11 protein-coding genes are annotated in these 13,358 nt (G+C 61.1%); 4 read left to right on the top strand and 7 right to left on the bottom strand.

Annotated elements, in window-relative coordinates:
- Positions 1 to 120 precede the first annotated feature (120 nt).
- The gene (locus AC07W7_RS25100) at positions 121 to 474 is read right to left on the bottom strand and encodes a glutaredoxin family protein (RefSeq protein WP_495040319.1); all 354 of its coding nucleotides are present in this window, start codon (positions 472 to 474) and stop codon (positions 121 to 123) included.
- On the bottom strand, positions 474 to 1,478 hold the full coding sequence (gene yejK, locus AC07W7_RS25105; RefSeq protein WP_076962357.1) for a nucleoid-associated protein YejK: 1,005 nt from the start codon (positions 1,476 to 1,478) through the stop codon (positions 474 to 476). Before yejK ends, AC07W7_RS25100 begins: the two co-directional genes overlap by 1 nt.
- A 396-nt stretch (positions 1,479 to 1,874) precedes the next feature.
- Here yejK and AC07W7_RS25110 point away from each other — a divergent pair, with 396 nt between their 5' ends.
- Positions 1,875 to 2,156, top strand: coding sequence for an HU family DNA-binding protein (locus AC07W7_RS25110; protein ID WP_038443110.1), 282 nt, complete (start codon positions 1,875 to 1,877; stop codon positions 2,154 to 2,156).
- A gap of 67 nt (positions 2,157 to 2,223) precedes the next feature.
- Here the strand turns inward: AC07W7_RS25110 and rlmF are convergent, their stop codons facing one another.
- From rlmF to AC07W7_RS25135, 5 genes are all read right to left on the bottom strand, one after another.
- A complete protein-coding gene (rlmF, locus tag AC07W7_RS25115) occupies positions 2,224 to 3,240 on the bottom strand; it encodes a 23S rRNA (adenine(1618)-N(6))-methyltransferase RlmF (protein WP_169866799.1) in 1,017 nt (338 codons plus the stop codon).
- A gap of 238 nt (positions 3,241 to 3,478) precedes the next feature.
- A complete protein-coding gene (locus AC07W7_RS25120; RefSeq protein ID WP_495040320.1) occupies positions 3,479 to 6,325 on the bottom strand; it encodes a valine--tRNA ligase in 2,847 nt (948 codons plus the stop codon).
- A gap of 229 nt (positions 6,326 to 6,554) precedes the next feature.
- Positions 6,555 to 6,941 carry a DNA polymerase III subunit chi gene (locus AC07W7_RS25125; protein ID WP_076962433.1) on the bottom strand — a complete coding sequence of 129 codons (387 nt, stop codon included), beginning with the start codon at positions 6,939 to 6,941 and terminating at the stop codon, positions 6,555 to 6,557.
- 7 nt (positions 6,942 to 6,948) lie between these two features.
- Entirely contained in the window at positions 6,949 to 7,377 is a 429-nt protein-coding gene (locus AC07W7_RS25130; protein WP_076962360.1) for a DNA polymerase III subunit chi, read from the bottom strand.
- A gap of 65 nt (positions 7,378 to 7,442) precedes the next feature.
- Positions 7,443 to 8,933: a leucyl aminopeptidase gene (locus AC07W7_RS25135; protein ID WP_076962361.1), complete on the bottom strand. Its 1,491-nt coding sequence runs from the start codon at positions 8,931 to 8,933 to the stop codon at positions 7,443 to 7,445.
- Between the two features lie 282 nt (positions 8,934 to 9,215).
- Here AC07W7_RS25135 and lptF point away from each other — a divergent pair, with 282 nt between their 5' ends.
- The 3 genes from lptF to lepA all read left to right on the top strand — a co-directional run bounded on the left by lptF (position 9,216) and on the right by lepA (position 13,358).
- Complete coding sequence (gene lptF, locus AC07W7_RS25140) at positions 9,216 to 10,334, top strand: LPS export ABC transporter permease LptF (protein ID WP_076962362.1); 1,119 nt, start codon at positions 9,216 to 9,218, stop codon at positions 10,332 to 10,334.
- On the top strand, positions 10,327 to 11,406 hold the full coding sequence (gene lptG / locus AC07W7_RS25145) for an LPS export ABC transporter permease LptG (protein WP_076962363.1): 1,080 nt from the start codon (positions 10,327 to 10,329) through the stop codon (positions 11,404 to 11,406). Before lptF ends, lptG begins: the two co-directional genes overlap by 8 nt.
- Positions 11,407 to 11,558: 152 nt before the next feature.
- Positions 11,559 to 13,358, top strand: a complete 1,800-nt coding sequence (gene lepA, locus AC07W7_RS25150; protein WP_029297480.1) for a translation elongation factor 4 — start codon at positions 11,559 to 11,561, stop codon at positions 13,356 to 13,358.

Raw genomic sequence — 13,358 nt, forward strand, 5'->3', positions numbered from 1 at the left:
CCCCCCCCCCCCCCCCCCCCCCCCCCCCCCCCCCCCCCCCCCCCCCCCCCCCCCCCCCCCCCCCCCCCGCTCCCACAGGGGATCTGCGCTTAACTGATCGGCATTAGGGTTTGCTTGCGCCTACAGGTTCAGGGCAGACAGGATGGCCTGCGGGTTGTAGTCGCGGATCTGCGTGCCATTGACGTCTACAAACGGAATCCCGCCGCCGCCCAGGGCTTCATAGGTCTTGCGTCCCTGGGCATCCTTCTCGATATCCACGCGGGTGTAGGGAATGCCCTTCTGATCGAGGAAGCGCTGGGTTTGCTTGCAGTACCCGCACCAGTCGGTGGTGTACAACGTCACCCGGGCAGTGGCGCGTACCTGCTCCGGGACGACCTGCGACGGATTGAACAGTCGCTCGACCTTGCCCCAGTTCTGGATCGCTACCACCACCAGCAACACCAGCAGGACTTTCTTCAGGACCCCGCCGAGCATCAGTTACGGCGCTTGAGCTGGTCGGTCAGTTGGGTCGGCAACCCCTTGATGATCAGGGTGCCGGCGGCCTCGTCATACTCGATCTTGTCGCCCAACAGGTGCGCTTCAAAGCTGATGGACAAACCTTCGGCGCGCCCGGTGAAGCGGCGGAACTGGTTGAGGGTGCGCTTATCGGCGGGGATTTCCGGCGACAGGCCGTAATCCTTGTTGCGGATATGGTCGTAGAAGGCCTTTGGCCGATCTTCATCGATCAGGCCCGACAGCTCTTCCAGGCCCATGGGCTCGCCGAGCTTGGCCTGGCTGCTGGCGTAGTCCACCAGGGTCTTGGTTTTTTCGCGGGCGGATTCGTCCGGCAGGTCTTCGCTTTCGACGAAGTCACTGAAGGCCTTGAGCAGGGTGCGGGTCTCGCCCGGGCCGTCGACGCCTTCCTGGCAGCCGATAAAGTCGCGGAAGTACTCCGAGACCTTCTTGCCGTTCTTGCCCTTGATAAACGAGATGTACTGCTTGGACTGCTTGTTGTTCTGCCATTCGGACACGTTGATGCGTGCCGCCAGGTGCAACTGGCCCAGGTCCAGGTGGCGCGAGGGCGTCACGTCCAGCTCGTCGGTCACCGCCACGCCTTCACTGTGGTGCAGCAGGGCGATGGCCAGGTAGTCGGTCATGCCTTGTTGATAGTGGGCAAACAGCACGTGGCCGCCGACGGAGAGGTTGGATTCCTCCATCAGCTTTTGCAGATGCTCCACGGCAATCCGGCTGAAGGCAGTGAAATCCTTGCCACCCTCGAAATATTCCTTCAACCAGCCGCTGAACGGGTGCGCGCCGGACTCGGCATGGAACAAACCCCAGGCCTTGCCTTGTTTGGCGTTATAGCTCTCGTTGAGGTCGGCGAGCATGTTCTCGATGGCGGCGGACTCGGCCAATTCGGAGTCACGGGCGTGGAGAACTGCGGGCGTGCCGTCGGGTTTTTTGTCGATCAGGTGGACGATGCAGTGACGGATCGGCATGGGCTTCTCGGCTGGTTGGGCGGGAGCGGTTGGCCTCCCGGAAAAAGTCGCCAGTGTACCGCACCCGTTGGTCGCAGCGTCGTTTGCAGCGGTTTTGGCAGCCCTCTGACAGCTCATATGCCTTTTTTTCACGGTTTAGAGCGATAAAGCTGACCAAATGGGTCGGTAGAAGCGGATATTTCCCCGTCTCTGTGCTAGTTTTGCCCGGTCTTACGCGATGTATCGGCGTTAAGCGTGCATTCAGCATTTGTCAGGTCGAACCAAACCCCGTTTCAGGCATCTATAACCCCGATCTCTCGCGGTTATGGCCAGGGGTGCCAGGCCATGACGGTCGGGCTCGATGGCTGACACTGCACTCTGCAATCCAAATGAATTTGATAGGGAAGGAACACCATAATGGCTTTGACTAAAGACCAACTGATCGCTGATATCGCCGAATCCACTGACACCACCAAGGTTCAAGTACGTGCCGTACTGGAGCAGCTGGCTCAGATCGTTGGTGACCAGCTGGACAACGGTGGCGAAATCACTCTGCCAGGTGTTGGCAAACTGAAAGTGACCGAGCGTCCAGCCCGTACCGGCCGTAACCCTTCGACTGGCGCTGCCATCGAAATCGCTGCGAAGAAAGTGATCAAGCTGGTTGTGGCCAAAGGCCTGACCGACTCGATCAACAAGTAAGACGCAGTAAAAAAAACCGTGCACCGGAGCGATCCGGGCACGGTTTTTTGTTGCCTGCGATTTGCCCCTAGCGCACCCAGCGCTGGCGCCAGATCTGCTGCTCGTTCTTGGTCTGGAAGGTCCAGGCCACAAAACGGCTCTGTTTCTGGCCCTGGGACATCTCCACCACCTGGCTTTCCAGGGCGCCGGCCTTTTTCAGCGCGGTCTGGATGGCGGGCAGGTTGGACGCTTTTGACACCAGGGTGCTGAACCACAGCACTTTATGGGCAAAGTGCGCGCTTTCGGCGATCAATTGCGTGACAAACCGCGCTTCACCGCCCTCACACCACAGCTCTGCCGATTGGCCGCCGAAGTTCAGTACCGGCAACTTGCGCTTGGGGTCGGCCTTGCCCAGGGCGCGCCATTTACGCTCGCTGCCTTTGGTCGCTTCGTCCATGGAGGCATGGAACGGCGGGTTGCACATGGTCAGGTCAAAACGCTCACCCGGCTCCAGCAGCCCCAGCAGAATATGCTTGGGGTTGCTTTGCAGGCGCAACTGGATGACCTTGCTCAGGTCATTGGACTGCACGATGGCCTTGGCGGCCGCCACGGCGGTCGGGTCGATCTCGGAGCCGAGGAAATTCCAGCGGTAGTCCATGTAGCCGATCAGCGGGTAGACGCAGTTGGCGCCCATGCCGATGTCCAGCACCTTGACGATTGAGCCCCGGGGAATCTTGCCATCGTTGACGCTGGCCAGCAGGTCGGCGAGGAAGTGCACGTAATCGGCACGCCCTGGCACCGGTGGGCACAGGTAGTCAGCCGGGATATCCCAGTGCTGCACGCCATAGAACGCCTTGAGCAACGCCCGGTTGAACACCCGCACTGCGTCGGGGTTGGCGAAGTCGATGCTTTCCTTGCCGTAGGGGTTGAGGATCACGAACTGGGCCAGTTCCGGCGTGGTCTTGATCAGCGCCGGGAAGTCGTAGCGGCCCTGGTGGCGGTTGCGCGGGTGCAGAGTGGCCTCTTTACGTGGCGCGACGGGCTTGGCCGGGGCGGCGGTTTTCGGCTTCTTGCGGGGCGGTTTGGGTGTGCTGGGGGCGGTCATGATGATTCTGGTGTTGGCTCAAAGTGGCGGCCATTGTCACACATCCTGAGCCCGACCCGGGCAAATGTGGGAGCTGGCTTGCCTGCGATGCAAGCGACTCGGCCTATCAGGTAGACCGAGGTGAGGCTATCGCAGGCAAGCCAGCTCCCACATTGATCGGGTTTTCAATGGGCAGTGGGGTGTTTTCCAGAGCCAAAAAAAAGAGACCCGAAGGTCTCTTTTTTACGCAGGCCGGCCCTTACAGGCTGGAAATCCGCGCATGTTGCTCCGCCAGCTTGCCCAAGGCCTGTTCGGCTTCGGCCAGCTTGGCGCGTTCCTTGTCGATGACTTCGGCCGGGGCCTTGTCGACGAAGGCGGCATTGGACAGCTTGCCGCCCACGCGCTGCACTTCGCCTTGCAAACGCAGGATTTCCTTGTCCAGGCGCGCCAGTTCGGCGCCTTTGTCGATCAGCCCGGCCATCGGCACCAGCACTTCCATCTCGCCAACCAGTGCGGTGGCAGACAGCGGTGCTTCGGCGCCATCAGCCAATACAGTGATCGACTCTAGCTTGGCCAGCTTCTTGAGCAGGGCGTCGTTCTCGGTGAGACGGCGCTGGTCTTCGGCACTAGCGTTCTTCACGAACACCGCCAATGGCTTGCCCGGGCCGATGTTCATCTCGGCGCGGATATTGCGCGTGCCGAGCATCAGGGCCTTGAGCCATTCGATATCGCTTTCGGCGGCCTCGTCGATGCGGGCTTCATTGGCCACCGGCCAAGGTTGCAGCATGATGGTCTTGCCTTCGATACCGGCCAGCGGCGCCAGGCGCTGCCAGATTTCTTCGGTGATGAACGGCATGAACGGATGCGCCAGGCGCAACGCCACTTCCAGCACGCGCACCAGGGTGCGACGGGTGCCGCGCTGGCGCTCGATCGGTGCGTTCTCGTCCCACAGCACCGGCTTGGACAGTTCCAGGTACCAGTCGCAATACTGGTTCCAGATGAACTCGTACAGCGCTTGTGCGGCCAGGTCGAAACGGAACTGGTCGAGTTGGCGGGTCACTTCGGCTTCGGTGCGCTGCAACTGGGAGATGATCCAGCGATCAGCCAGGGACAGCTCAAAGGCTTCGCCGTTCTGGCCGCAGTCTTCGCCCTTGTCCAGCACGTAGCGCGCCGCGTTCCAGATCTTGTTGCAGAAGTTGCGATAGCCTTCGACGCGGCCCATGTCGAACTTGATGTCGCGACCGGTGGACGCCAGCGAGCAGAAGGTGAAGCGCAGGGCATCGGTGCCGTAGCTGGCGATGCCGTCGGCGAACTCGTCGCGGGTCTGCTTCTCGATCTTTTTCGCCAGTTTCGGCTGCATCAGGCCCGAGGTGCGTTTTTGCACCAGGGTTTCCAGGTCGATGCCGTCGATGATGTCCAGTGGGTCCAGCACGTTGCCCTTGGACTTGGACATCTTCTGGCCCTGGCCATCACGCACCAGGCCGTGCACGTACACGGTCTTGAACGGCACCTGCGGGGTGCCATCCTCGTTCTTCACCAAATGCATGGTGAGCATGATCATCCGGGCAACCCAGAAGAAAATGATGTCGAAACCGGTGACCAGCACGTCGGTGGAGTGGAATTTCTTCAGGAACTCGGTCTGCTGCGGCCAGCCCAGGGTCGAGAAGGTCCACAGGCCCGAACTGAACCAGGTGTCCAGTACGTCGTTGTCCTGTTGCAGCGCCACGTCCGCACCGAGGTTGTGCTTGGCGCGCACTTCGGCTTCATCGCGGCCGACATAGACTTTGCCCGACTCGTCGTACCAGGCCGGAATGCGGTGGCCCCACCACAACTGACGGCTGATGCACCAATCCTGGATATCGCGCATCCACGAGAAGTACATGTTTTCGTATTGTTTGGGCACGAACTGGATGCGGCCATCTTCCACAGCAGCAATCGCCGGTTCTGCCAATGGCTTGGTGGAGACGTACCACTGGTCGGTCAGCCACGGCTCGATCACGGTGCCGGAGCGGTCGCCTTTGGGCACTTTCAGGGCGTGGTCGTCCACGCTGACCAGCAGGCCGGCGGCATCGAACGCAGCCACAATCTGCTTGCGCGCTTCAAAACGGTCGAGGCCGGCGTATTCGGCTGGGATCTTGCCATCGACACTGTCGTTCAGCGTGCCGTCGAGGTTGAACACCTGACAGGCCGGCAGGACGGCGGCGTTCTTGTCGAAGATATTCAGCAGCGGCAGGTTGTGGCGCTTGCCGACTTCATAGTCGTTGAAATCGTGGGCCGGGGTGATTTTCACGCAGCCGGTGCCGAATTCGGGGTCGCAGTAATCATCGGCGATGATCGGGATACGCCGGCCGACCAATGGCAGTTCGACGAATTGGCCGATCAGGGCCTGGTAGCGCTCATCGTTCGGGTTAACGGCCACAGCGGAGTCGCCGAGCATGGTTTCCGGGCGGGTGGTGGCGACGATCAGGTAGTCGTGGCCTTCGGCAGTCTTGGCGCCGTCGGCCAGCGGGTACTTGAGGTTCCACAGGAAACCTTTCTCGTCGTGGTTTTCCACTTCAAGGTCGGAAATCGCCGTGTGCAGCTTGGTGTCCCAGTTGACCAGGCGCTTACCGCGGTAGATCAGGCCATCTTCATGCAGGCGCACGAAGGCTTCCTTGACTGCTTCCGACAGGCCGTCGTCCATGGTGAAACGCTCGCGGCTCCAGTCTACGGACGAGCCCAGGCGACGGATCTGACGGCTGATATTGCCGCCGGACTGGTCCTTCCATTCCCAGATCTTTTCCAGGAATTTCTCGCGGCCCAGGTCGTGACGGTTCTGGCCGCTGGCTTCCAGTTGGCGTTCCACCAGCATCTGGGTGGCGATACCGGCATGGTCGGTGCCCGGCTGCCACAGGGTATTGCGCCCCTGCATGCGACGGAAACGGATCAGGGCGTCCATGATCGCGTTGTTGAAGCCGTGACCCATGTGCAGGCTGCCGGTGACGTTCGGCGGCGGGATCATGATGGTGTAGGAATCACCCGCGCCTTGCGGGGCGAAATAGTTCTCGGACTCCCAGGTGTTGTACCAGGAAGTTTCAATAGCGTGCGGCTGGTAGGTCTTATCCATGCGCGGCGGGACCCTAGTTGGCATTTATTCAGGAAAGCCGACAAGTATAACGGGGGATAGGGGAGAGGGCGAGACGAAGAGAGGGGCTAAGGCTTACGCGGATCAAATGTGGCAGTGGGCTTGTGTGGGAGCGGGCTTGCTCGCGATAGCGGTGTATCAGCCAAGTATCTTTCAACTGACCCACCGCCATCGCGGGCAAGCCCGCTCCCACAGGGGGGATTTGTGTGGGTCAGGACTGGTACTGGCTGAGCAACCGCTCCATTCGCGCATCCATCCGGCGCTTGATCTCGGTTTCGATATGCGGGGCGAAGTCGTCGATCACGTCCTGCATGATCAATTGCGCCGCGGCGCGCAATTCGTTGTCCAGGTGCAGCAGCAGGGCGTCGGGGGCTTTTTCGGCGGCCGGTTCTGCTTGCACGAGGGGCGGTTCGACCGGCTCGGCGGCGGCAGGCTTGGCGCCGACCAGATCGAACAGCAGGGGGATCTGTACTTCGCCGGTGGCGACGGTCTCGGTCAGCAGCGGCGGTTGCAGGTTGTCATCACCCAGCAACTGGCGGATCGACTCAAGGTCGTCCAGCAGGTGGTCGGAGGGTTTTAGCGGGTTTGAAGTGTCCATCATGTGCTCAGAGTCGCTGTAATCGGTGATCTTGCAGAGAATAGCCCTGTTCGCGGTAGAAACGGAAACTCTCCCGCGCGGCCTGACGAATAGCCGGATCTTCCACCACCACTTCCGCCACCCGGGCGAACCCCTTGGCAAAGGCCGGCACTTTCAGGTCCAGGTTGACCAACAGGTCATGGTGATCACCACAACTGTCGCCTACACCCAGCACCACCAGCCCCCCTGGCTCCGATTCTGCGGGGCCGTGGGGCACGAAGCTCTCGCCCTTGAAGCGCCACAGGCGGGCATCGAGGTCTTCGCGCTGGGCGGCATCGCTGCAATGCAGATAGATGCGGTGGCCCATGCGCCAGGCCTTTTCCGTGAGTTTGCAGGCAAAGTCCAGGCGAGCCGAAGGATCGGCGCTGGGTAATATATAGAAGTCGACTTGGGTCATTACATGTCCAGGCAGGCACGCAAAACCCTGTAGGAGCCTGTAAATCGGCTCCTACAGGGTTGCGTTTAGGCTTTGGCGCGATCCAGCAGGTACTGGGTCAGCAGCGGCACCGGACGGCCGGTAGCGCCCTTGTCCTTGCCACCGCTGGTCCAGGCGGTGCCGGCGATGTCCAGGTGGGCCCAGTTGAAGTTCTTGGCAAACCGCGACAGGAAGCACGCGGCGGTGATGGTGCCGGCCTTTGGCCCGCCAATGTTGGCGATGTCGGCGAACGGGCTGTCCAGTTGCTCCTGGTACTCATCGAACAGCGGCAGTTGCCAGGCGCGGTCGTCGGCGGCCTTGCCGGCGCTGAGCAGTTGCTCGACCAGCTCGTCGTTGTTGCCCAAAAGGCCTGAGGTGTGGGAGCCCAGGGCGACGATGCAGGCCCCGGTCAGGGTGGCGATATCGATTACCGCTTGCGGCTTGAAGCGCTCGGCGTAGGTCAGGGCATCGCACAGCACCAGGCGGCCTTCGGCGTCGGTGTTGAGGATTTCCACGGTCTGGCCGCTCAGGGTCGTCACGATATCGCCAGGGCGGGAAGCACCGCCGCTCGGCATGTTCTCGGCGCAGGCCAGGATGCACACCAGGTTGATCGGCAGCTTGAGCTCCAGCACGGCGCGCAGGGTGCCAAAGACACTGGCGGCGCCGCCCATGTCGTACTTCATCTCGTCCATGCCGGCGCCCGGCTTGAGGCTGATGCCGCCGGTGTCGAAGGTGATGCCTTTACCGACCAGGGCGAACGGCTTGTCGGCTTTCTTGCCGCCGTTGTATTGCATGACGATCAGGCGTGGTGGCTGGTCGCTGCCCTGGCCCACGGCATAGAACGAGCCCATGCCCAGTTCCTTGATCTTTTTCTCGTCCAGGACTTCGACTTTCAGGCCCTTGAACGCTTTGCCCAAGGCCTTGGCCTGCTCGCCGAGGTAGGTCGGGTGGCAGATGTTAGGTGGCATATTGCCCAGGTCGCGGGTGAACGCCATGCCGGTCGCGATAGCCTGGGCGTGGGTGGTGGCGCGCTGCACTTCAGCCTGGGCGGCCTTGATGGTCAGCAGGGTGATTTTCTTCAGGGCACGGGGTTCGGCTTTCTGGCTCTTGAACTGATCGAATGTGTAACCACCGTCCAGCAGGGTTTCGGCCAGCAGGCGGGTCTTGCCATAGCTGTCGCGGCCCTTGACCACGATTTCGTCCAGCGCCAGTGCCGCATCGCTGCCGCCCAGGCCCTTGAGGGTGCCGAAGATGGCGCTGATGATTTTGCGGAACGGGCGGTCGCCCAGTTCGGCGTCCTTGCCCACGCCTACCAGCAATACGCGGTCGGCCTTGAGGTTGGGCAGGCTTTGCAGCAGCAGGCTTTGGCCGACCTTGCCGGCCAGGTCGCCACGCTTGAGCACGGCGCTGATGGCGCCACCGCTCAGTTCGTCAACTTGCCTGGCGGCCGCGCCGAGCTTGCGGCCTTCGCCGATGGCGACCACGAGGGTGGCGGTCTTCAACGTTTCGGGGCTAACGCTTTTTACAACCAATTCCATGTTCGGGTCCCTTATATAAAGGTCAAAGAGCCTGGAGTCTGTACTCCGGCCTGTAGGCTGGGCTCGCCTGAGCGAACGCGACAAAGCCAGCAGTTTGTACCGCGCCGCCTCAGCCTGACAACCCTTGAGGCCAGCTTTGTGCACGGGTGTGAGCAAGCTCCGTGACAGGCGCCGACAATCACAGGATAATGCGCCATCTTTTTCGCCGGCCCGTGTCAACGGGGCGACTTGATATGCTTGCTTGTTTGGCCGCCTTAGCCTGACAACCCTGGAGTGTCTGGTTTGATTGTCTTCCGTTATCTGTCCCGCGAAGTTCTGCTGACCCTGAGTGCCGTGAGTGCGGTGTTGCTGGTCATCATCATGAGTGGTCGTTTCGTCAAATACCTGGCCCAGGCTGCCTCGGGGGCCCTGGATCCCGGTTCATTGTTCCTGATCATGGGCTTTCGCATGCCAGGGTTCCTGCAACTGATCCTGCCCCTGGGCCTGTTTCTCGGGATCCTGCTGGCCTATGGCCGGCTCTACCTCGAAAGCGAAATGACCGTGCTCTCGGCCACCGGCATGAGCCAGCAGCGCTTGCTGGCCATGACCATGGTCCCGGCCACCGGCGTGGCGCTGGTGGTGGCCTGGCTGAGCTTGAGCCTGGCGCCTCAGGGCCTTATGCAGTTCCAGCTGGTGCTCAACAAACAGGACGCGATGACCGAGTTCGACACCCTTGAGCCGGGCCGCTTCCAGGCACTCAACGATGGCACCCGTGTGACCTACACCGAGCGCATGACCGATGATCGGACCAACCTCGGCGGTGTGTTCATTTCCGAGAAGCGCCTGGGCCAGGACAAGAAAGACCGTGGCATTTCCGTACTGGTGGCCGATAGCGGGCGCCAGGAAGTACGCCCGGACGGCAGCCGCTACCTGATCCTGGAAAACGGCTATCGCTACGACGGCAGCCCCGGCCAGGCCGACTACCGCGCCATCAAGTACGACACCTACGGCGTCATGCTGGCCCGGCCGGAAGTCAGCAACGAGGTCACCGACCGCGATGCCCTCCCGACAAGTGCCCTGATCGGTAGCAAGGAGTTGCGGGCGATCGCCGAGCTGCAATGGCGCCTCTCCCTGCCGCTGCTGGTGTTTATCGTCACCCTGATGGCGGTGCCACTGTCCCGGGTCAACCCGCGCCAGGGCCGCTTCCTCAAGCTGCTGCCGGCGATTCTGCTGTACATGGCCTACCTGACCATCCTGATTTCCGCCCGCGGCGCCCTGGAGAAGGGCAAGCTGTCGCCGCTCCTGGGGTTGTGGTGGGTCCACGGTATCTTCCTGATGATTGGCCTGGGCCTGCTCTATTGGGAACCGATTCGCTTGAAAATGCAGAGCCGTCGCGGCATGAAGGAGATGGCTCGTGGGTAAGCTGGATCGCTACATCGGTAGCAGCGTACTGGTCGCCATCCTGGCGGTATTGGGCATCATCCTCGGCCTGGCGTCGTTGTTTGCCTTTATTGATGAAGTGGGCAACGTCACCGAGACCTATACGGTCACGGACGTCCTGAGCTACGTGGCACTGACCGCGCCGCGCCGCCTCTACGACATGATGCCGATGGCCGCGCTGATCGGCTGCCTGATCGGCCTGGGCAGCCTGGCCAGCAACAGCGAACTGACCATCATGCGCGCGGCGGGGGTGTCTGTTTCCCGTATCGTCTGGGCGGTGATGAAACCCATGCTGCTGCTGATGGCCGCCAGCGTGCTGATCGGCGAATACGTGGCGCCACCGGCGGAAACCACCGCCCAGGCCAACCGTGCGCTGGCCCTGGGCTCGGGCGATGCCCAGAGTTCCAAGCGCGGCCTGTGGCACCGCCAGGGTGATGAGTTCATCCACATCAACGCGGTGCAACCCGGCGGCCTGCTGGTGGGTGTGACCCGTTATCGCTTTGACGATGAGCGCCACATGCTGTCGTCGAGCTTTGCCAAGCGCGCCCAGTTCAGTGACAACCAGTGGGTGTTGAGCGATGTCACCACCACCCATTTCCGCAATCCCGGCAAAGGCACCGAGGCCAGCACCGAGGTGATCAACGAGCCGACACAGGCCTGGGACATTGCGCTCAAGCCAGAACTGCTCAATACCGTGGTGATGATCCCGGAAAGCCTGCCGATCTCCGGTTTGTGGAGCTATATCCACTACCTCAAGGAGCAGGGCCTGAACAACGGCCGTTACTGGCTGGCATTTTGGGTCAAGGTGTTGCAGCCGCTGGTGACCGCCGCTTTGGTATTGATGGCGATCTCGTTTATTTTCGGCCCGTTGCGCTCGGTAACCCTGGGCCAGCGTGTGTTTACCGGGGTCTTGGTGGGGTTCACTTTCCGTATTGCCCAGGACTTGCTGGGGCCGTCGAGCCTGGTATTCGGTTTCTCGCCGCTGTTTGCGGTGCTGGTGCCGACCACTATCTGTGCCCTGGCCGGCTTCTGGCTGTTGCGCCGGGCCGCTTGATCCGCGCGTGTTGAACAAAAAATGCCCCATTCGCAAGAACGGGGCATTTTTGTTATTGGTCGTCAAAGATGACGCCTGGCCTGAGCATCAGGTACAATTCCCGGCTATTTTTCAGCGGGCAATCTGCCTGCAGCCTTTTTGAGTGTTGATCCGTGAGTGATTTGAGTCATATCCGCAATTTCTCCATCATCGCCCACATTGACCATGGTAAGTCGACGCTGGCCGATCGATTCATCCAGATGTGCGGCGGCCTTGCCGAGCGTGAAATGGAAGCCCAGGTTCTGGACTCCATGGACCTCGAACGCGAGCGCGGGATCACCATCAAGGCCCACAGCGTTACCCTGTACTACACCGCCAAAGACGGTATCAAGTACCAGTTGAACTTCATTGACACCCCGGGCCACGTCGACTTCACCTACGAAGTCAGCCGTTCCCTGGCCGCCTGCGAAGGCGCGCTGCTGGTGGTGGACGCAGGGCAGGGCGTTGAAGCCCAGTCCGTGGCCAACTGCTACACCGCCATCGAGCAGGGCCTGGAAGTCATGCCGGTGCTGAACAAGATCGACCTGCCGCAGGCCGACCCGGACCGCGTGAAGGAAGAAATCGAAAAAATCATCGGCATTGACGCCACCGACGCCGTCGAGTGCAGCGCCAAGACCGGCCTGGGTGTCGACGAAGTGCTCGAACGCCTGGTCAAGACCATTCCCGCCCCTACCGGCAACATCGAAGATCCGCTGCAAGCGTTGATCATCGACTCCTGGTTCGACAACTACCTGGGCGTTGTGTCCCTGGTCCGTGTGCGCCACGGCCGGGTGAAGAAGGGCGACAAGATCCTGGTCAAGTCCACCGGCAAGATCCACCTGGTGGACAGCGTCGGTGTCTTCAATCCGAAACACACCGCCACCGTTGACCTGAAAGCCGGTGAAGTAGGCTTCATCATCGCCGGTATCAAGGACATCCACGGTGCACCGGTCGGTGACACCCTGACCTTGAGCTCCACCCCGGACGTCGACGTGCTGCCAGGCTTCAAGCGCATCCAGCCGCAGGTCTATGCCGGCCTGTTCCCGGTCAGCTCCGACGACTTCGAGGATTTCCGCGAAGCCCTGCAGAAGCTGACTCTCAACGACTCGTCGTTGCAGTACACCCCGGAAAGCTCCGACGCCCTGGGCTTCGGCTTCCGCTGCGGGTTCCTGGGCATGCTGCACATGGAGATCATCCAGGAGCGCCTGGAGCGCGAGTACGACCTGGACCTGATCACCACCGCGCCAACCGTTATTTTTGAGCTGGCGCTGAAAACCGGTGAAACGATTTACGTCGACAACCCGTCCAAGTTGCCGGACCTGTCGTCCATCGAAGACATGCGCGAACCGATCGTGCGGGCCAATATTCTTGTGCCGCAGGAGCACCTGGGTAACGTCATTACCCTGTGTATCGAAAAACGTGGCGTGCAGCACGACATGCTGTTCCTCGGCACCCAGGTCCAAGTGACCTATGATTTGCCGATGAACGAAGTGGTCCTGGACTTCTTTGACCGCCTCAAATCCACCAGTCGCGGCTATGCTTCGCTGGATTACCATTTCGACCGTTACCAATCGGCCAATCTGGTGAAGCTCGATGTGCTGATCAACGGCGACAAGGTCGATGCCCTGGCGCTGATCGTGCACAAGGATAATGCGCACTACAAAGGTCGTCAGTTGACCGAGAAGATGAAGGAACTGATTCCGCGCCAGATGTTCGACGTCGCGATCCAGGCCGCCATTGGCGGGCAGATCATTGCGCGGACCTCCGTCAAGGCTCTCAGAAAGAACGTACTGGCCAAATGCTATGGCGGCGACGTCAGCCGTAAGCGCAAGCTGCTTGAGAAGCAAAAGGCCGGTAAAAAACGCATGAAGCAAGTGGGCAACGTGGAAATTCCACAAGAAGCCTTCCTTGCGGTGCTCAGGTTGGATAGTTAG

It is taken from the genome of Pseudomonas sp. GW821-FHT01D09 (genome assembly GCF_059422465.1).

Coding starts and splice junctions, on each gene's coding strand:
- yejK (WP_076962357.1), bottom strand. CDS start 1,478: ATGCCGATCCGTCACTGCATCGTCCACCTGATCGACAAAAAACCCGAC.
- AC07W7_RS25110 (WP_038443110.1), top strand. CDS start 1,875: ATGGCTTTGACTAAAGACCAACTGATCGCTGATATCGCCGAATCCACT.
- AC07W7_RS25100 (WP_495040319.1), bottom strand. CDS start 474: ATGCTCGGCGGGGTCCTGAAGAAAGTCCTGCTGGTGTTGCTGGTGGTG.
- AC07W7_RS25135 (WP_076962361.1), bottom strand. CDS start 8,933: ATGGAATTGGTTGTAAAAAGCGTTAGCCCCGAAACGTTGAAGACCGCC.
- rlmF (WP_169866799.1), bottom strand. CDS start 3,240: ATGACCGCCCCCAGCACACCCAAACCGCCCCGCAAGAAGCCGAAAACC.
- AC07W7_RS25120 (WP_495040320.1), bottom strand. CDS start 6,325: ATGGATAAGACCTACCAGCCGCACGCTATTGAAACTTCCTGGTACAAC.
- AC07W7_RS25125 (WP_076962433.1), bottom strand. CDS start 6,941: ATGGACACTTCAAACCCGCTAAAACCCTCCGACCACCTGCTGGACGAC.
- AC07W7_RS25130 (WP_076962360.1), bottom strand. CDS start 7,377: ATGACCCAAGTCGACTTCTATATATTACCCAGCGCCGATCCTTCGGCT.